This window comes from Paenalcaligenes hominis (assembly GCF_041359055.1).
Lineage (GTDB): Bacteria > Pseudomonadota > Gammaproteobacteria > Burkholderiales > Burkholderiaceae_B > Paenalcaligenes > Paenalcaligenes hominis_A.
The window spans coordinates 92,826-112,872 of record NZ_JBGJKZ010000003.1 but is presented as its reverse complement, the minus strand read 5'-3'; the positions used below and the strand labels follow the sequence as shown (position 1 = coordinate 112,872).

Below are 20,047 nucleotides of genomic sequence, written 5' to 3'. Positions count from 1 at the left end.
TTAGTCTAATTACTACTTTATGAACGAATTACTCATTGCCGATGATCACCCTCTGTTCAGAGAAGCACTGCATGGCTTAGTGGCGAAACTCTATCCTACTACTGCTATTTACGAGGCAGAAAATATTAGTTCGTTATACTCTTTGGTTGAAGATCGGCCCAATGCCGATTTGTTGTTACTTGACCTCAATATGCCAGGCGCTGCTGGTTACAGCGCCTTAGTGCATTTACGTGCTCAGCACCCGCAACTTCCTATTGTGGTTATTTCTGCGCACGAGGACCCTGTGTTAATCCGACGTGCATTAGATCACGGGGCAATGGGTTTTATTCCCAAATCCGTCGAGTCTAAAACACTTAGCGCAGCATTGAATCATGTCTTAATGGGCAATACATGGCTACCCGAGACCATTGCCCTGACCGCACCGTCTATTAGCTCCGAAGAAAAAGCAGCGGCGAATTTATTACGCGAGCTTACCCCACAGCAGTTTCGTGTGCTCCAGATGGTTAGTACCGGACAATTAAATAAACAAATAGCCCACGAGCTCAATGTCTCCGAGGCCACCATCAAAACCCATATGACCGCTATTTTGCGCAAACTCGGGGCCACCAATCGCACCCAAGCTGTACTGATCGCTAATCAGTTACTCTTACACGACAAAACCCAAGAGGAAATCCATCTTTAGTTATCTATGCTGCACATACCCAAGCCTGTGTAGAGGTAATTAATAATCACGGCGCTGTGCCGCTAAAAAAGCTCGTAACGAAGCAGGCTTAACCGGTTTGGTTAATACCAAATACCCTTTTTGACGCGCTAACTGTTTAAGCTCATCACTGCCATCTGCTGTTAGCAAAGCACCTTGAAGGTGTTTAGCTTGTTCTCGCAATGCATCTAAGCTCTCAATGCCATCAAGTCGATCATGCAAGTGATAATCCACCAGCAAAACATGTGGCTCTAAACTCATCTTTAGCAGCGCATCGTCTATGGTGGTAGCAGTAATCACCTCAACCCCCCACTGTGAAAGCAATGCTTCCATGCCCATCAGTATTTCTACATCGTTATCTAAACAAAGTACCCGTAAACCATCCAATACTAAGCCCGCTTGCACTGTTGGGATAACTGGAGCAGTGGGAGCATTGGGTAATGGCGTAGGAGCCAGCGGAACCCGAATACTAAACATACTGCCTTTATTCACCTCGGATATAGCCTGCAAAGGGTGATTTAACAAACTAGAGATACGCTGACAAATGGATAAGCCTAGCCCCATACCACGCTCTCCCCAATCGTAGCTTTGGTCGTACCGATGGAATTCGTTGTAGATATTTTGTAGGTGATGAGGTGGAATACCTTGACCGCTATCCCAAACCTGAAACTCCATAGCGCCATTACGGACCCGACCTGCAACAATAATGCGTCCCTCACGGGTATAACGTAATGCATTAGCAATAAAATTTTGTAGAATACGACGCAATAAGCGTTGATCACTACGTACATAAAACGGGCGCACATAAGTGCGTAAAGCTAAATTTCTGCGTTTAGCTAAGGGCGCATATTGTTGAAGTAGGTCATTGACCAGCTCTTGTGCTTTGAAAACGGTAATCTCGGGCTGTAACGCCCCCGCATCCAACTGAGAAATATCCAAAAGACCGTCTAAAAGCTCTTCCGCTGCACGTAAAGAGGCATCTACCCGCTCAGACAAGCGTCGCATTTCATTAGTATCGACACTATCGTGTAAAGCCGAAGCAAACAGCCGTGCAGCATTAATCGGTTGCAACACATCGTGACTGACCGCAGTCAAAAAATGGGTGCGAGATTGTTGGGCGCGTTCGGCCTCTTGAGTGCGTTCAGCAACACGTTGCTCAAGGTTTTCATTAATCTCCAATAGCTCACGCTCGACTCGTTTATACTCTGTCACGTCTGAATAACTGGTCACATAGCCCCCACCAGGCAAAGGGCGACCGCGCAACTCAATCACCTGTTTATTATTTAGAGTGCGCTGAAATACATGTGAGGTGCCCGCACGCATAAATGCAATACGGCGGCGTACTGCTTCCTCAATATCGCGTGGATGACGGTGTTGGATTTTACCCCGCTGGGCATTGAAACGAATTAAGTCCGCTACAGGACGCCCTACATAAAGCATGCCTGGCGGGTAATCTAATAACTGTTGATAACGTTGATTCCAGGCAACCAAGCACATTTCGGCATCCACTACACTGACCCCCTGATCCAGATTCTCTAAGGTCGCAAGTAAGATATCACGATTAAAGCGTAGCTCTTGGCCAGCCTCGTCTAGAATCGCTACGATGGTGGTTACCTCCATGCCAGAGCCACGCAGTGCACTAGTCAACACTAAACGGGCAGAGGCGGCCCCTACCGCTGCCGCCAGCAATAGCTCGGTGAATTGGATCCAGCCACTATCTGCCAGCAAATCCACATCCAACTGTTGATCTAGCCTTGCCGCTTGTTTTTCAAAAGCCCATGTGGCTTTTTTTTCACCCACTATACGCCCCGCTAAAGCAAGCAAATCAAGCACATATAAATCCCCATACGACTGCTTGGAGGGTAGAGCACGGCGTTCAGCATAGGGATCTAAAAAGGGTTCAGCGCGCAATCTATCTCGCAAGCCAGGGCGTTTGCGAAAAGACACAAATAAAAAGGCACTAATATTAAACAATAGAGACCAAAAAGTGCCATGCGATAGAGGGTCTAAGCCTGTTAAGCCAAACAGTTGATAAGGACTAAGCCAGCTGATGTTCCAGGGCCCGTTATACAGCCACGTTGAATCAAAACCTCCTGATTCCGTTAGTGTTGGCAGCAACAAGGTATAAAGCCACAGCCCAAAACCAAGCGCCAGCCCTGACTCGACACCACGACGGCTTGCACCTTGCCAATACAAACCGCCAATTAATCCAGGTGCAAATTGAGCCACAGCAGCAAATGCCATTAAGCCATACGCCGATAATGCCGTGTCGCTGCCGCTGCTTAAATAATACCCATAGGCCCACGCTGAAATAAATAGGATCGCCATCCGACGGATCCATAATACGGTGCGTGACATATCGCCCTGAGCCTGCTGAGCCCAACCACGACGCAATAAAATGGGCATGACCAAGTCATTACTGACTAATGTTGATAAGGCCACACTGGTCACAATGACCATACCTGTTGCCGCAGAAAAGCCGCCAATATAAACCGCTAATGCCAAAGTTAGCTGATTTTGCGACAGGGGCAAGGCCAACACAAAAGTATCCGGTGCCACCGCACCGCTGCCACCGAATAATTGCACCCCTACCGCAGCAATAGGCAATACCATCAAGCTCACAATGGCCAAATACGCACCAAACATCCAGCGCGCGCGCCGGATATCAACCACTTTGCCACACTCTACAATAGCCACATGAAACTGACGCGGTAAACAAATAATTGCAGTAAAAGCCAACAACGTTTGGCCTACAAAACCCACTGATGGAGCCTGCTCGACCAGCTGCTGCATGGCACCATAAACATCCAATTGATTGCGCTTAGACCACACTAAAGCAAAAACACCTACTGCAGTTAAGGCGATCAGTTTCACTAAGGATTCAAAAGCAACGGCTAGCATCAGCCCTGGTCTGTGCTCTGTTGCATCGACCTGACGTGTACCAAACAAGATAGAAAACAAGGCCATTAATATAGCCACATACAAAGCGGGATCACCCAAAATTGTATTTTGTATATCGCGCCCAGTTAAGATGCCTAAACTGAGAGTGACGGCTTTGTACTGTAAAGCCAGATAAGGAATGGCTGCGATCACGGCAACCAAGGCCACCATACCCGCTAAGCGCTGAGAACGCCCATAGCGACTAGCCATAAAGTCAGCAATAGATACGGTGTTTTGCGACTGTGCCACCAAAGCCAAACGTTCGATAATGCGCCAGCCAAACAGCAGCATCAACATGGGGCCTAGATAAATAGGCAAGTAGCCAATACCATAACGTACCGCCGAACCCACCGCCCCATAAAACGTCCATGAGGAGCAGTACACCGCTAGGGCTAAACTATAAACCGTAGGCCGTAACCAAGGCCGTTGAGTATAAAGCGGATTGCGATCACCCACATACGCAATTGCAAACAAAATAGCTGCATATAATAAAGACGCTAATACCACCCACACGGGTAACATTTTAATATCTCCTACTTTGGTATTGCCCGCTGACTTTGGGTGTATTTTATAGGTATATTAAGACTAATAACTACAGGTCACCATAACTAGAAACGCCTATAGGCTTCACGCTCAAGACCAAATTTTCGGAGGATATATGGAGTCAACCCAATTAAATTTTGATCAGTACCCCCAAAAACCACACGGTGGAACCCTAGTCAATCAGGTCGTGCCCGAGCATTTACGTGCTGCTGAAATCGAGCGAGCGCGAACCTTACCTTCTATTCGTGTTGACTTAGAGGCGATCATTACTATCGAAATGATTGCTACAGGGGTTTTATCGCCCAATAAAGGCTTTATGAAACAGGACGACTATCTTTCAGTCTTACAAGACGGTCGCCTTAGCAATGGTGTGATTTGGCCGGTACCTCTCAGCTTTGCACCCATCGGCGATCGTAACGCCGAAATTATCAGCAAACTAAAGGTGGGCGATCAAGTCACCTTAACTGACTCAGACAACGAGCCAGTCGCTATTTTAGATATCGAAGACATTTTTGCCTACGATAAAGCCCATCGCGCTCAAAACCTATTTGGTACCTCTGATCGAAACCATCCTGGTGTGGATTCCATTTATCGTCGCATGGGCGACACCTCATTAGGCGGAACGCTACATTTATTAAACCGAGTCGATTGGGGTCCGTTCGAAAAACTACGTCAAGAGCCCAAAGACACATGGCGTCTTTTCTATGAAGAGCGTAAGTTTGGCTCAGTCGCTGGGTTTATTACAGGTGCCAATCCTTTACACCGTGGTCATGAATACATTCATCGCAACGCCCTCGAAGAAGTTGATGGTTTATTCTTACAGCCCTTGGTGGAAATGGCAAAACGCGAATACGTGCGTCACGAATACCGCATGATGGCCTATCGCAATGTATTAGACACCTACTACCCCAAAGATCGCTCCATCCTGTCTCCATTGCGCGTTACCTATATCTTTGCCGGTCCACGCGAAACCGTATTGCATGCACTCATCATGAAAAACTATGGTTGTACTCATGCATTAATTGGTCGTGACCACGCTGGTATTGGGGATTTCTACGATAAATACGCTAGTCACAGTATTTTTGATCAGTTTACGCCCGAAGAGCTAGACATTGATATTCGCCTCTTTCACGAGGTGTTCTATTGCACACGCTGTGCGGCCCATGCTTCTACGCAAACCTGCTCACACGATGAACGCTTCCGTTTAAATATTTCTGGTACAGGTATTCGTGAGATGCTGCGCCATGGTATTTTGCCACCTAAAGAGGTGGTTCGTCCCGAGTCTGCGCTGCCAGCCATCCAAGGCGTGCAACCTAAAGGGATTGACGAAAACGCAATGGGAACCCTGCCCGTTGCCAAGGTCATTCAAAGCATGTACCCCTTCTATACCAAATACAATCGCTTAGGCGGTGCTTTACGTGCACAGCCTTTAGATCCAGCTACATTAAATGTCAGAGACCTCGAGGCGGCTACCGCTGACGCACGCAATCATGCTACCACCATTTATGACGGCGTTTACCACGAGTACACCAACCTCTTAGATCATAATCGCAACCTACAACCGACCTGGCTTGAAGACGCTCGTGCTAATCTCAAAACCCAACAAGCTCGTCTCATTAGTGATCTAGAGGAAAAGCTCAAACAAGCTCCTGAAACCGCTTCTGATGAGTTCATGTATCAAGACAAAACAGAAGCCGAACGCGAATTACAGGTTGCTAAAAAGTTACTGGAAGAAGTGCCCTCTTCTTTGTGCATAGATGGTTTAGCCGAGCGCACTTGGAACGTTTTACCCTATAAACGTTATCGTGGTGCCGACGAAGAATAACGCTTTATATTTACTATAAAAACCCCTGCCCATACATAAACTGCCCCAAAAAGTTGGACTGCTGTCCAGCCTTTTGGGGCTTTTTTATTTATCTGATTAAACTAAGCGACAACAATAGACTTAGCCACTTTGATTGGTGCTGTTTCTTTAAAAAATAACGCAAAGAAACAGCAAGCTATTAAGCCAGCCAAGGCTAAATACATGGTGTATTGGATGCCATAGCTTTGTGCAATCCAACCTGCCAACATAGGCGCTACACCACCGCCAAAAATCTCACCAATACCTATAATTAACCCAACCGCTGTGGAACCTAAAGCTAAAGGCACTGACTCAACCGCAATAGTACCGCCAATCATGCATAAACAACTATTTGCACCAAAAGCAATAAAGAACAGCAGAAAAAACAATGACAACGGTTGTGCTGGTGTATGTATAAACTGATACAACAAGAGCGCGGCAATTAATAGTGCAACAATAGTGACACTCTTACGCCCAAAACGATCAGATAAGGCAGGAATAATGACTTGCCCAGCAAAAGCACCAAAGCCGATACCCGATGTCACAAAGCCCATCTGAGATACGCTAAGCTGTAAGTAATTTGTAAAATATACAGGGCTCATTGCGCTTAGAATAAAAACGCACGTCATAACACTGCACATGCAAACGATACCCACTAAAATATTCCGATATTTAAATAAATCTTTATAGGTATACGTAGGCTGACTGGCCTCAGCCTCAACCACCACCGAACTAGATGGATTGTCTTGTAGATGCTTGGGTTCGCGAATGAGCTTATGCATGAAATAAGCCAATATCAGGCCAGGTAGCGTCATAATGACAAAAACCCAGTGCCAAGACGGCAGATACTGCACCAGCTGCGTCACAATAATGGGACCTAAGCCTATACCTAACAATGCAAAGGTGCTTTGCTGTATGCCCATGTTTAAGCCACGACGACTGGGTTTAGAGGCTTCTGCAGTTAAGGCAACGCTGGTTGGGCCAAACGCCCCCTCAGAGACCCCCATCATAAAACGAATAATTAATAAACTAGTTAAACCTGTGGCTACCCCAGTTAAACCCGTCATTAAAGAAAAAAGAATGGTGGCAGGTATTAATACTTTACGTCGACCAATTCGATCGGCTAAGCGCCCTGCAAATAATGATGACGCTCCCCACGCTAAACCCAAAATTCCCATAATATTGCCTAAATCTTGGTAATCTAGATTTAGATCTTGCATCATTAATGGATAAAGTGGCCCTATCATCCATCTGTCTAACCCTACTAACCCAAAACCCAAAGCCAAAAGAAGAACTGCTTTCCACTCGTATTGGCTATCCCACTGTGCGTGCTTGTTTAACATAATGTCCCCTCCGATGACGCTTATTGAGCTAGCTCTTGGAGTAGTTGGTCAGTACTCATTACACGACCAAAAACACGTTCGATAATGGCTAAGGTTGCTTCTTGAGAAGTCTGATCTAGGCCACCATTGGCATCGCTGACCATTACTACTTTGTAATCACGCATAAAAGCGCTACGCGCAGTCGACTCACAACAAATATTAGTGACTGTACCAATTACAATTACGGTATCGATTTGTCTTAATCCTCGTACGGTAGCCAGAACATTATCAAGCTGCGTATTGTGAAAAGCATCATAACGGTGTTTAAGAATAATATAATCATGAGCTAAAGGTTTTAGCTCATCCACTACTTCTGCACCGGGCGTGCCCAGACGCAAACCGCTTTGTTTTAAAGCTGGGTTGTAAGCAGTTTCTAATGGGGATATATCCCATGACTCATGCAGTACATGTTGGCTATAAATAACTGGAATCCCTGCAGTACGGCACTGCGCCACAATCGACTGCATATTAGGCAAATACTCTCGGGCCATGGGGACCTCCATTGGGGCCCCTTCACGAACAAAGTCGTTTTGCATATCAATGACTAATAAAGCCGTTTTGGCAAGGTTCAATTCCCAAGGCATTTGAGGTGTGCTCATTCTTATCTCCTAAATTGATTTGAGTGAATTTTTAGAGAAAATCCTAGCATAAGGATGAGCGATTAAAGGCATAGTATTTTTTTATATCCCCGTGTTTTTACCTATATCTTTCAATAACTTATAGAAAAGTTAATTATGATTATTGGACTTAGAGAGTTACGTTTTTTTCTAGAGGTCGTGGCGTTAAAAAGTATATCTAAAGCAGCAGAATCACTGCACATAACCCAGCCTGCCCTAAGCACTAAAATTAAAAAACTTGAGCAAACTCTTGGATTTACTTTGCTGGAACGGAATTGGGAGGGAGTACAACTCACAACTAAGGGCGGGTATTTTTTGCCTTATGCTGTGCAGCTGTTGCAATCAATGGAAGACGCTACTACTGTTCTAAACCAAGACGAAGCCAACACAATGCAAACCTTTACTGAAGTCATTAACGACACGCAACGTTTACGTATAGGTATTGATGGTTGGTTACTGCCTTATGTGTTGCCTAGGCTGTATGAAGTGCTTAGCCCTAATAAATATGGGCTCAAAATCGTGACACAGCCCTCATTGGTTTTAAAAACTTTAGTCAGTCACTCTTGTTTGGATTTGGCGTTTTTTTACTCTGTGGACCCCAGTGAGGACAAAGCCATACGCGCCTTGCCTTTGTATCAAGACAGAATGATTTTGCTTTGTCATCAGGATCATCCTTTACTGCATTGCCCTATTGAGCACTTGTCTAATGCAATTAATGGTTTGCCTTTTATTTTATTTGATAATCCTACCTTATCGCACCACAGCCAAATCACTAAACGCATCACAGACTTATTCAGTATTCAACATTTTCACGTAGTAGATGATCTTTACACAGCTTTTAGCTTAATTAGCCATAATTTGGCTTTTACTATTCTGACTGATACCTGTGCGCTTCATTTAAATAATCATTCTATTTTTTCTACTATTGCCGTGAAAGCTCTTGATGATTATTTACCTCTGGCACATATTAATATGGCTGGTTCGGCGCAATTTGAAAAAGATCCTCACTTTGAGACCATTGCTCTTGCCATGAGAAAAAACAAAAAAGCCAGCAATTAATGCTGGCTAGCTTAGAGCTAAGACGACCATTACTTGGCCGCTGTCACCATGATTTCAATCAAAACATCGGCACTAGCTAAGTTGGCTTCGCTAGTCACACGAACGGGCAAATGCTTAGGGTCCACCCACTCAAGCCAAGCCGTATTCATAGCAGCAAAATCACGCTCTATGTGTTTTAACCAAATTTCTGCTTTAAGTAAGCGAGTTTTATCAATACCTGCTTTAGCCAAATTCGCATCAATTTGGTTGAAAATATCCTTGGCCTGTCCGCTTATGTCTAGCGTGCGGTCTTTAGGCACCAAGCCAGACACATACACCAACCCACCATGCTCTACCACGGAGCTAAATACGGGTAAGCCTTCGTGACGTGTGATCGTCATCAGATTCTCCTTCAATTATTTTTTGTTGATCAGTATCAGTAGCTCGCGTGCAGTGCGACTACATTTTATAGGTGTACCATGGACCTACGTGCTTGGGGTACTTATGCGGTGACTTTAAGCACTTAAAGACCAATTTGCCCCACCTGTTGCAGCAGCTCGTCCCAATCTTGCTCGGGTTGTACTAAAGCACAGCACTCTAACCATGCTTTGGCCGCTTGAGATAAATACCGCCCATTCCAAAGCAACACCACCTCCCACTGCAAAGGATGGGTTTGCTCTATCACACGATAGTTCAAATTCTCTGGTAAACGCTGACAAAACGGCTGAGGTAAAACCGCCACACCTAAACCAGCCTGCGCCATAGAAATCAACCAGTCGCCCTGACTACTTTGTGCATAAATACGAGGCTGTATTTGCTCTTGAAGTAAATGGTGCCTTAATAGTCGTGTTAATCCAAACTCATCATTTAAAAAGAGCAAAGGTTTTTTTACTAATTGCTGAAGGCTAATAGGGGACTGACTTCGAGGCAGATGCTCTGCAAGCCCTAAAGCATAAATAGGATAACTAATGACGCGATTTGTTTGTAAGGCCAAATCTGGAGCAATAGGGGCGATGCTAAAACCAAAATCTAACTGATCCGAGGCCACAAGCTGCTCAATTGCTGGCCCAGGCTGCTCAATAATCTGTAATTGAATATCAGGATAACGCTCTCTGAACTCTTTTAAAGCAGCCGTAAAGAGCAAGTTAATCATTGGCGGTAGCCCTACCTTTAAGTAGCCTTTGGTTAGGGCTTGGACTTGGTGCACCTCTTGTTGTAGTTGCTTTAAATCTTGCAGTAACAGCCCTCCTTTCTCAAACAGTAGCTGACCCACATCACTTAATAATAACGGTTTGCTATTACGCACAATTAATAATTCGCCAACCTGGTCCTCTAAACTACGCACCATTTTACTTACCGTAGACTGCCCTACTCCTAGGGATTGAGCCGCCGCTGTAAAGCCGCCCAAACGCACTGTTTCTACAAAATAACGTAACGCCACCACATTAAGCATACCCATTCCTAATATGAATTTATTTTATAGATTTTATTCATAATCTCAATGCTATGCTCAGTCCTGCATACAAAAACAACAGATCAGGAGCAACTATGTGGCAAGAACGTATTCGTCGTAAGGAGCTACATGACAAGGTCATGTCAGCAGAAGAAGCCGTCGGTTTTATCCGTGCAGGCATGACATTAGGTCTAAGTGGATTTACTCGGGCTGGTGACAGCAAAGCAATTCCTGTAGCACTAGCAGCCAAAGCCGCAACACAGGGACCATTACATCTTACTGTGTTAACAGGTGCCTCGTTAGGCAACGATAGCGATGGGTTAATGAGTCAAACCCATGTGGTGGCACGTCGCTCCCCTTTCCAAGTAGATGGGGTGATGCGTCAACATATTAATAGCGGTAAAGTGCAGTTTTATGACATGCACTTATCAGAAATGGCTGAGCAGCTGCGTTCTGAGCCAGGCACACCTATAGACGTGGCTGTGATTGAAGCCGTGGCTATTACTGAAGAAGGCCATATTGTCCCCAGTACTTCGGTAGGAAACTCGGCAAGCTTTGCTCAACAAGCTAAAAAAATCATCGTGGAGCTTAATACTGCCTTACCCGCAGCCCTAGAAAACTACCACGACATTTACGTACCAGCAAAACGTCCTCATCGGGACCCTATTGCTCTAACTAAGGTAGACCAACGTTTAGGGCAAGCTGCTATTGCTATAGACCCCGACCGTATTGCAGCGATTGTATTAACGCATCAACTCGATAGCCCATCAACGGCAACGCCTCCCGATACAGAGACGCAGAGTATTGCAAGCCACATCGTGCGCTTCTTAGAGCAAGAAGTCGCTACTGGACGCTTAGGCGAATCCTTGTTGCCCTTACAAGTAGGTATAGGCAGTATTGCGAACGCTGTAACACAAGGTTTGGTCGAGTCAGATTTTAAAGACTTAGAAATGTACTCAGAGGTGTTGCAAGACAGTGCATTTCACTTGTTAGAGTCAGGGCAACTGCGCTTTGCTTCAGCCTCGTCCATCACTCTAACAGCACCAATGATGACACACTTTTTTGATAACTTAGAGCGCTATCGCGATCGTATTGTGTTGCGCCCCCAAGAAATCAGCAATCACCCTGAAGTGGTACGCAGGCTCGGTATTATTGCCATTAACACAGCTTTAGAGTTTGATCTGTATGGCAACGTAAACTCCACGCATGTTAGTGGCACCAAAATGATGAATGGTATTGGCGGTTCAGGAGATTTTGCTCGCAATGCCCATCTTTCCATTTTTGTGACGAAATCCTTAGCCAAAGGTGGGGCTATCAGTCGTGTTGTGCCAATGGTATCGCATGTAGACCATTGTGAGCACGACGTGGATATCTTAGTAACAGAACAAGGTTTAGCCGATTTACGTGGCCTAGCTCCCCGCGAACGTGCACTACAAATTATTCAGCACTGTGTACACCCAGATTATCAGCCCGCTCTACTCGATTATTTTGAGCGTGCTTGCCAACGTGGCGGTCATACTCCTCATTTATTAGAAGAGGCATTAAGTTGGCATCAACGGTTTGAAGAAACAGGCGATATGCGTCTTACTCAAAGCGCCTATTCGTTGTAGTTTTTTTGAAGCACCTGTAGTACCTGTCGTTTGTTTTCCGGCTCTATCCCTCATAGGATGAGCCGGTTTTTTAATGGTTTAGTTTTAGCACAGAAACTGAGCTATTAATGATTGCGACTACGCTAAAACGCCCTTACAATTTCAAGCGTCTTAACTGCGAAAAAAGAAAATGAAATTTGACGCTACTTTTACTAAAAATAAGTCAGTCATTTTATTACGCGCCAGAAGCTTTTTTGGGGCAAATATTGTGAATTTGCCAGCTATTTATTTTGTTAAAAAATACTTAGCTTCAGAGCACATCACACTTTTTTCTGATATTAACTTACGCGCTTTTTACACACAAATTCCTTGGGTGGATTGCCACTATGAAATCCAAAGCTTTGGGAAAACATGGCAACATATACCTAAAGGCAGTACTTTGCTCTATTCCATGCGACCCAGTATGGACAGTGCACCTTTATTTAAATGGTTAAATCGTATTCCAACGGTGATCGGCTTAGATTTGAAATCTTCGTTTTTAAACCATTTATTTGATTTGCACTTGCCGTGTGATCCAACCCAATACCGTGCTATTGCGCACCTAGCCCCTTTATTGGCTTACACACAAGCCCCCTTGCCAGCACAACACTATTTACGAGAGGCACTGCTTACTCTTGCTTCGTCACCCACCCCAGAAAACACGGTATGTTTAATGCCGGGTGCTGGGGGCGGTGAACACAAAAAGTGGGGAATTCAACGCTTTTTTGAATGCGCGCAATTACTCCAAAAAAAGTATCCTAGTCTCCATGTTCATTTTATCTTAGGGCAAAGCGAAGCAAAGGAAAAAGCTTTTTTAATGCAGCAATCTGTGTCTGCACTACGCTTTAGCATTCAAGAAAATATGAGTTTGTCCGCGCTTATCACACTGATTGAAAACAGTTTGCTCACCATCGCAAACGACTGTGGCCCCTCTCATATCAGTCAATGTTTAAGCAAGCCTTTTATTGGCCTTTACAAAGAACCAAACCCCGAATGGTTTCATGCCCACTCCCAAAGTCGGCACATTTGTCCAACTAACGGTGTTATTCAAACTATTGCTCAGCAAGATGTGCTCCACGCTAGCCTGCATCTATTGCAGGAAATAAAAAACCCGCTTGGAAATCCAAGCGGGCTTAGATCAGCTTAACATGTGATTAATTACATGTTTTCGATCATCACTTTACCAAAGTCTGAACAAGACACCTGAGTTGCCCCTTCCATGAGACGAGCAAAGTCATAGGTTACTTTTTTGGACTGAATGGCTTTTTCCATGCTGCTGATGATGAGGTCAGCGGCTTCGGTCCAACCCATGTGACGTAGCATCATTTCAGCAGAAAGAATTAAAGAACCAGGGTTCACATAGTCTTTGCCTGCGTATTTAGGTGCAGTACCGTGGGTAGCCTCAAATACAGCAACGGAATCAGAAATATTGGCACCAGGAGCAATACCAATACCACCTACCTGAGCGGCTAGCGCATCGGATACGTAGTCACCGTTAAGGTTCAATGTAGCAATCACACTGTACTCGGCTGGACGTAACAAAATTTGCTGCAAGAACGCATCGGCGATGGAGTCTTTAATGATGATGTCTTTGCCGTTTTTTGGGTTTTTGATTTTGCACCATGGGCCACCGTCAATAAGCTCGGCTCCGAACTCATTCATGGCAAGCTCGTAGCTCCAATCGCGGAAACCACCTTCGGTAAATTTCATGATGTTGCCTTTGTGTACGATAGTCACAGAAGGCTTGTCGTTATCAATGGCGTACTGGATAGCTTTGCGCACCAAACGCTGTGTACCCTCTTTGGATACGGGCTTTACACCAATACCGGAAGTATTAGGGAAGCGAATTTGGGTAACGCCTAATTCGTTTTGCAAAAACTCAATAAGTTTTTTGGCATTGGCTGACTCGGCTTCGAACTCGATGCCAGCGTAAATGTCTTCGGAGTTTTCACGGAAAATAGCCATGTCAGTTTTCTCGGGCTCTTTCACAGGGGAAGGCACACCGGAGAAGTAGCGAACTGGGCGTAAACAAACGTAGAGGTCTAACTGTTGACGCAACGCTACGTTTAATGAACGAATGCCGCCGCCAACAGGCGTAGTTAAAGGACCTTTAATCGATACAACGTAATCTTTAACAGCGTCTAGCGTTTCTTCGGGCAACCACACGTCAGGGCCATATACCTGAGTGGATTTTTCGCCTGCATAAACTTCCATCCAGTGAATTTTCTTCTCGCCGCCATACGCTTTTTCAACTGCTGCGTCTACGACGTTGATCATGACAGGAGAAATATCTACACCAATACCATCACCCTCGATGTAAGGAATGACGGGTTGGTTGGGTACATTCAATGAGAAATCGGCATTGACCGTGATTTTTTCGCCCTGAGCAGGGACTTTAATATGCTGATAAGACATGGATGCTCCAGTAGTTTGAACAGGGAAGATAAAACAAGGCTGCTTTATCTGAGTCGTTAGTCTTATATAAGAGTTTAGCCTAAAACGCCTCAAATGACGAAAAATAGCGCTGTTTTTTTCACTCCTTAGTCAAAATTAGCGACTCTACCTAAAAACCACCCTAAGGTTCAGCCAAACAAGACAAAACGCATTTAAGGCTCTAGCATTACACTATGAACTCTTTTATGTTGCGAATACTGTATGTTTAATCCTTCCCGAGATCAAGTGCGTCAATTCTTTATTGAGGCCTGGGCTAAATACCGTCAAAAGCAGCTCTTGAGCCCATTAGAGAGCATGGCGGTTGACTTAGTCCAACAACACCCCGAATACCATGATTTATTGGAGTCACCCGAAGCCGTTCAACATGATTTCAGTGTAGAAAAAGGACAGACCAATCCTTTCTTACATCTTTCCATGCATTTAGCTATACAAGAACAGCTCTCTATTGACCAGCCTCCTGGCATTAAACAGGCCTATGACCGCCTAGTGGCCACTTTAGACCCCCACGAGGCCACGCATCGCATTATGGATGCATTAGGAGAAATTATTTGGGAAGCACAACGATTAAATAAGCCTTTAGACAATGAGCGCTATATTGAATTAATTCATCGTTATGCCAACACTTAATCTATTTACCTACCATGACCAATACAACGCATTTTGCAGGAACTGAACGCTATATTGCGACTGAGGACTTACGTCTAGCGGTTAACGCTGCACTGACCTTAGAGCGCCCTCTTTTACTTAAAGGTGAGCCCGGTACAGGAAAGACCTTATTAGCCGAAGAAGTGGCTTCCGCACTAAACCGCCCCCTTATGCAATGGCATATCAAATCATCCACCAAGGCCCAGCAGGGTCTGTATGAATACGATGCCGTCTCACGCCTACGTGACTCACAATTAGGGGATGCACGCGTGCATCAGATTGCGAACTACATTGTCAAAGGAGCCGTGTGGCACGCCTTCGATTCTGACACGCCTGCTGTGCTTTTAATTGATGAAATAGACAAAGCCGATATTGAGTTTCCAAACGATTTATTACGAGAAATCGACAAAATGGAATTTCATGTCTATGAAACCCAGCAAACTATTCGCGCTAAACACCGTCCATTAATCATCATTACCTCAAATAATGAAAAAGAGTTACCAGACGCTTTCCTACGTCGCTGTTTTTTTCACTACATCCGTTTTCCTGAGCCTCAAACACTTAGCGATATTGTTCAAGTCCATTTCCCGCAACTGGACCAACAGTTGCTTGAGGCAGCACTCGCTCGTTTTTACACGCTGCGAAATGCCACAGGCCTAAAGAAAAAACCCTCTACCTCAGAGTTTCTAGACTGGCTTGAGCTTCTTTTAAGTCACTCAGCGACGGCGGCCTCATTAAGTGAGTTGGATCCCACTCATACGCCATTTCTAGGGGCTTTAATCAAAAATGAACAGGACTTAACCTTATTAGATCGTCTTGCTCGTTACGGGCGCTAATCAGCCATTATGCTCATTCGTTTTTTTTATTTCTTACGTCAATATCAGTTGCCCATCTCGGTGCAAGAATACTTGATGTTGATACAAGCCTTGTGTAGTTCAGCCGCAGTGCAGTCTATTGATGAGTTTTATTATTTAGGGCGGTTAGTACTCATCAAAGACGAAAGCTTATTCGACCGTTATGACCGCGCTTTTAACCAATTTTATCAAGAGTTAGCTCAAGAAATAGAAGCCGGCACTACCGTTCCTGCAGATTGGTTAATAAAAACACTACAAAAACAACTCAGTGAGGCTGACAAAGCCAAGTTAAAAAAACACGACTTAGATGAGCTGCTTGAACTTTTTAAGAAAACCTTGGCCGAACAAACTGAACGTCACTCCGGCGGCAATAAATGGGTGGGCACTGGTGGTAGCTCTGCCTTTGGGCATAGCGGTTATCATCCCCAAGGGATTCGTCTAGGCGGGCCCTCTGCTGGCAATCGTACTGCTGTTAAAGTGTGGGAGCAACGTCAGTATCAAGACTATGACGACCAACTAGAGCTGGGTACCCGTAATAGTAAATTGGCATTACGCCGCTTACGGCGTTTTGCTCGCCAAGGAACCCCCTCCGAGCTTGATCTACCCGCTACCATACACAGCACAGCGCAGCATGCTGGTTTGTTAGATATCCAACTACGTGCAGAGCGCCGCAATGCCGTCAAAGTGTTAATGCTTTTGGATGTAGGTGGCAGTATGGATACGCATATACGTCAAGTAGAAGAATTATTTTCTGCAGCACGCAGCGAGTATAAACATTTAGAAGTGTACTACTTCCATAACTGCCCCTATGAATGGCTGTGGCGTCATAACCAGCGTCGTTTTGAGGAACGTATTCCTACCACCGAGGTATTAACCAAATATAACGAAGATTGGCGCGTACTCTTTGTAGGAGATGCTACCATGAGCCCCATAGAGATTAGCCATGTAGGAGGTTCTGTAGAACACAACAATGCAGAAGCGGGTGCTGTCTGGTTACAACGTTTTATAGACCGCTGGCCCAAACTCGTCTGGTTAAATCCCACTCAACCCCAGCGTTGGGTGTATCACCAATCTGTTTTCATGATTCGTCAATTAACCCATGACCGTATGTACCCCGTTAACATACGTGGATTGGAAGCAGCTATGCAATTCCTAACAAAATAATTGAGGCTTATAAGAATGCGTATGTTCTCTGCCCTACACCATTTAAAAAAATCGTCTAAATACTTTATTTTGCTCAGCGCTTTAACTCCAAGCTTACTGTATGCGTTGCCATCCGGTGTTAAGGAGGTCACTAGCGTCGAGGGTGTAACAGAGTATGTGCTTGAGAACGGCTTAAAAGTGCTATTTGCACCCGATTCCTCTCGCTCTAACACCACAGTGAACATGACCTACTTGGTTGGGTCTCGCCATGAAAATTACGGCCAAACCGGAATGGCACATTTACTCGAACACATGCTATTTCGGGGCACGCCCACCATGCCTAATGCATTAGGTGAGTTTTCTAAACGCGGCTTAGCGGCCAATGGCACCACCTCTTTAGATAGAACCAACTACTACGCTACTTTTGCTGCCAATCCGGACATCTTAAACTGGTACTTAGACTGGCAAGCCGACGTAATGGTGAACGCCACCATTTCCAAAGCAGATTTAGATGCTGAGATGACCGTAGTGCGTAATGAAATGGAGCGCGGCGAAAACAGTCCATTTCGTGTCTTAATGCAAAAGATGCAAGCCGCTGCTTTTCAATGGCATAGCTATGGCAAAAGTACTATTGGCGCACGGTCTGATGTAGAGCTAGTCGATATTGAGCAACTGCGTGCATTTTATAAGCTGTATTACCAACCCGATAATGCAGTGCTCATTGTCAGTGGTCGCTTTGACGAAGACGCCACCCTAAAACACATTGCTAAGCAATTTAATAGCATCCAAAAACCCAGCCGTAATTTGCCTCCTGAGTACACCGAAGAGCCCGTCCAAGACGGTGCGCGCTCAGTCACGGTACGACGCCATGGTGGCTCGCCATTGATTGGGGCTCAATACCATATTCCTGCTGAAGCGGACCCTCAGTTTACGCCTCTTAGCCTAGGTGTTTCTATTCTTAGCAGCACGCCTTCTGGTCTACTTTACAAAAACCTGGTCGAACAAAACCTCAGCACCAGTGCTTTTGGCTATGCAGCAGGGTTAAAACAACCAGGCTATGCTCTTTTTATGGCTGAGCTTCAAGAGGGAATGGATCAACAACAAGCCCTAAATGTATTAAATGACACGTTAGAAAAACAAAATAACGACATTTCATCTGAGGACTTAGAGCGCGTAAGAAATCAATGGCTCAACATGTGGGCACAAACCTACGCAGACCCAGCGAATCTGGCTGCCGCTTTATCTGAAAGCGCGGCCTCTGGTGATTGGCGGTTATTTTTCTGGCAACGGGATCAAGTTGAACAAACCCAACTTGAGGATGTAAAAGCTGAGCTTAAAACCTGGTTGGTTCCAGACAATAGAACCAACGGGCTTTATATCCCTACCGATACCCCTGAACGAGCACCCCGAGCCACCACCCCTGATACGCAGGCATTGTTACAAGACTATCAGGGCAAAGACAGCACAAGTTCCGCCGAAGACTTTGATCCTACTCCAGAGCACATTAACAACTCAACGCAACGAGAACAGTTAGAGCTAAATGATGACCTAGGGGTAATTAAAGTCGCACTACTGCCCAAGCCCACCCGTGGCGATCGAGTGAATGCGATCTTATCAGTACGCTTTGGCGACCCTCAAAGCCTAACAGGTAGCTCTTTTATTGGTAGCGCCACAGCTAGTTTGCTGGCACATGGCACTCAAAAGCTCAATCGCCAACAAATTGAAGATCGCTTAACGGAACTGCAAGCCTCGGTGGGTTTTAACGGTGGAGCAAACGGTGTCGAAATTAGTATTGAAACCACTAAAGACAATCTAGCAGAAGCCTTGGCCGTTGTTATAGAGGTATTGCGTGAGGCCAATTTCCCCGCCACCGAGCTAAACAAATACAAAGCCCAACGTTTAACCCGCATTAGCAATGCGCGTACAGAACCTTCTGCGGTAGCCACCCAAGAACTGGGACGTCATTTGAATACCTGGCCCAAAGGTGATATTCGCTATACCCCCTCGTTTGATGAATCCGAGGCAAGCGTTAACTCATTAACCCAAGCCGATTTATTAGCCTTTCATGAACGGTTCTACGGTACCGGCGATATACGCTTTAGTGCTACAGGTAGCTTTGAGCCTGAGGCAGTGAAAAAAGCTTTAGTGGACGGCTTTAAAGGTTGGCGCAAAGCTCCTGCGTTTGAACGGGCTGCAGATCCTTACCAAGCCATTGAGCCCGCACACCTGACCATTGATACCCCAGATAAGGCCAATGCGTTTTATATAGAAAATCTACCTGTGGATTTACAAGACACAAGTGAGGATTTTGTACCGTTATACTTGGCTAACTACCTGTTAGGTCAATCTGAAACCTCTCGTCTTTGGAACCGAGTACGTGTGGCCGAAGGGTTATCCTATGATGTACGTAGTCGTCTTAACGTTTCGTCTTATGAACCCAGCGCCAACTGGACCATTTATGCTATTCACGCCCCCGAAAACTCCGAAAAACTACAAAAAGTTATAGCTGAGGAGCTCAAGGCCGTGTTAACAGATGGTTTTAGCGAACAAGAGGTTCAAGAGGGCATCAACGCCTTATTGCGCTACCGTACACTAGCTCGCAGCAATGACAGCGTTTTAACCGCTACATGGTTGAAATACATTGACTTGGATCGGGACTTTTTATGGTCAGAGCAAGTCGATGAGGCATTAGCCCAATTAAATGCCAAACAAGTAAATGCGGCAGTAAAAAAATACCTTAAACCGGATCAGTTTAGTTCGGCCCTAGCTGCTGACAAGTCCAAACAACAATAAGCAATTAGCCCCTA

At 45.3% G+C, this 20,047-nt stretch carries 15 protein-coding genes; 9 read left to right on the top strand and 6 right to left on the bottom strand.

The genetic code is table 11. The features are described 5' to 3' along the window. The first annotated feature begins 19 nt into the window (after positions 1 to 19). Positions 20 to 682: a response regulator gene (locus ACBP46_RS07720; protein WP_371016166.1), complete on the top strand. Its 663-nt coding sequence runs from the start codon at positions 20 to 22 to the stop codon at positions 680 to 682. Positions 683 to 721: 39 nt separating this feature from the next. Here ACBP46_RS07720 and ACBP46_RS07715 read toward each other — a convergent pair whose 3' ends face one another. Beyond that, entirely contained in the window at positions 722 to 4,162 is a 3,441-nt protein-coding gene (locus ACBP46_RS07715; protein WP_371016165.1) for a hybrid sensor histidine kinase/response regulator, read from the bottom strand. Positions 4,163 to 4,298: 136 nt separating this feature from the next. Between ACBP46_RS07715 and ACBP46_RS07710 the strand changes: the two genes are divergently transcribed. After that, a complete protein-coding gene (locus ACBP46_RS07710; protein WP_371016164.1) occupies positions 4,299 to 6,008 on the top strand; it encodes a sulfate adenylyltransferase in 1,710 nt (569 codons plus the stop codon). Positions 6,009 to 6,109: 101 nt separating this feature from the next. Here ACBP46_RS07710 and ACBP46_RS07705 read toward each other — a convergent pair whose 3' ends face one another. Next, positions 6,110 to 7,369: an MFS transporter gene (locus tag ACBP46_RS07705; RefSeq protein WP_371016163.1), complete on the bottom strand. Its 1,260-nt coding sequence runs from the start codon at positions 7,367 to 7,369 to the stop codon at positions 6,110 to 6,112. Positions 7,370 to 7,389: 20 nt separating this feature from the next. Further along, on the bottom strand, positions 7,390 to 8,007 hold the full coding sequence (locus ACBP46_RS07700; RefSeq protein ID WP_371016162.1) for an isochorismatase family protein: 618 nt from the start codon (positions 8,005 to 8,007) through the stop codon (positions 7,390 to 7,392). A gap of 135 nt (positions 8,008 to 8,142) precedes the next feature. Here ACBP46_RS07700 and ACBP46_RS07695 point away from each other — a divergent pair, with 135 nt between their 5' ends. Continuing rightward, complete coding sequence (locus ACBP46_RS07695; protein ID WP_371016161.1) at positions 8,143 to 9,084, top strand: LysR family transcriptional regulator; 942 nt, start codon at positions 8,143 to 8,145, stop codon at positions 9,082 to 9,084. A gap of 29 nt (positions 9,085 to 9,113) precedes the next feature. On the opposite strand, the gene ACBP46_RS07690 is transcribed toward ACBP46_RS07695, so the two are convergent. After that, positions 9,114 to 9,464, bottom strand: coding sequence for a RidA family protein (locus ACBP46_RS07690; RefSeq protein WP_371016160.1), 351 nt, complete (start codon positions 9,462 to 9,464; stop codon positions 9,114 to 9,116). A 122-nt stretch (positions 9,465 to 9,586) separates the two neighbouring features. Then, positions 9,587 to 10,516, bottom strand: a complete 930-nt coding sequence (locus tag ACBP46_RS07685) for a LysR substrate-binding domain-containing protein (protein WP_371016159.1) — start codon at positions 10,514 to 10,516, stop codon at positions 9,587 to 9,589. A 95-nt stretch (positions 10,517 to 10,611) separates the two neighbouring features. Between ACBP46_RS07685 and ACBP46_RS07680 the strand changes: the two genes are divergently transcribed. After that, complete coding sequence (locus tag ACBP46_RS07680) at positions 10,612 to 12,126, top strand: acetyl-CoA hydrolase/transferase family protein (RefSeq protein ID WP_371016158.1); 1,515 nt, start codon at positions 10,612 to 10,614, stop codon at positions 12,124 to 12,126. 169 nt (positions 12,127 to 12,295) lie between these two features. After that, a complete protein-coding gene (locus tag ACBP46_RS07675) occupies positions 12,296 to 13,291 on the top strand; it encodes a glycosyltransferase family 9 protein (protein ID WP_371016157.1) in 996 nt (331 codons plus the stop codon). Positions 13,292 to 13,302: 11 nt separating this feature from the next. Here the strand turns inward: ACBP46_RS07675 and icd are convergent, their stop codons facing one another. Next, positions 13,303 to 14,559 carry an NADP-dependent isocitrate dehydrogenase gene (icd, locus tag ACBP46_RS07670; RefSeq protein ID WP_371016156.1) on the bottom strand — a complete coding sequence of 419 codons (1,257 nt, stop codon included), beginning with the start codon at positions 14,557 to 14,559 and terminating at the stop codon, positions 13,303 to 13,305. A gap of 240 nt (positions 14,560 to 14,799) precedes the next feature. Between icd and ACBP46_RS07665 the strand changes: the two genes are divergently transcribed. The 4 genes from ACBP46_RS07665 to ACBP46_RS07650 are packed head-to-tail and all read left to right on the top strand — an operon-like array spanning position 14,800 to position 20,033. Then, positions 14,800 to 15,225 (top strand): DUF1841 family protein, encoded by a 426-nt coding sequence (locus ACBP46_RS07665; protein WP_371016155.1) that lies wholly within the window; start codon positions 14,800 to 14,802, stop codon positions 15,223 to 15,225. Positions 15,226 to 15,239: 14 nt separating this feature from the next. After that, positions 15,240 to 16,079, top strand: a complete 840-nt coding sequence (locus tag ACBP46_RS07660) for an AAA family ATPase (protein WP_371016154.1) — start codon at positions 15,240 to 15,242, stop codon at positions 16,077 to 16,079. 9 nt (positions 16,080 to 16,088) lie between these two features. After that, positions 16,089 to 17,261, top strand: coding sequence for a vWA domain-containing protein (locus tag ACBP46_RS07655; RefSeq protein ID WP_371016153.1), 1,173 nt, complete (start codon positions 16,089 to 16,091; stop codon positions 17,259 to 17,261). 21 nt (positions 17,262 to 17,282) lie between these two features. After that, positions 17,283 to 20,033, top strand: a complete 2,751-nt coding sequence (locus tag ACBP46_RS07650) for a M16 family metallopeptidase (RefSeq protein WP_442512688.1) — start codon at positions 17,283 to 17,285, stop codon at positions 20,031 to 20,033. Positions 20,034 to 20,047 lie beyond the last annotated feature (14 nt).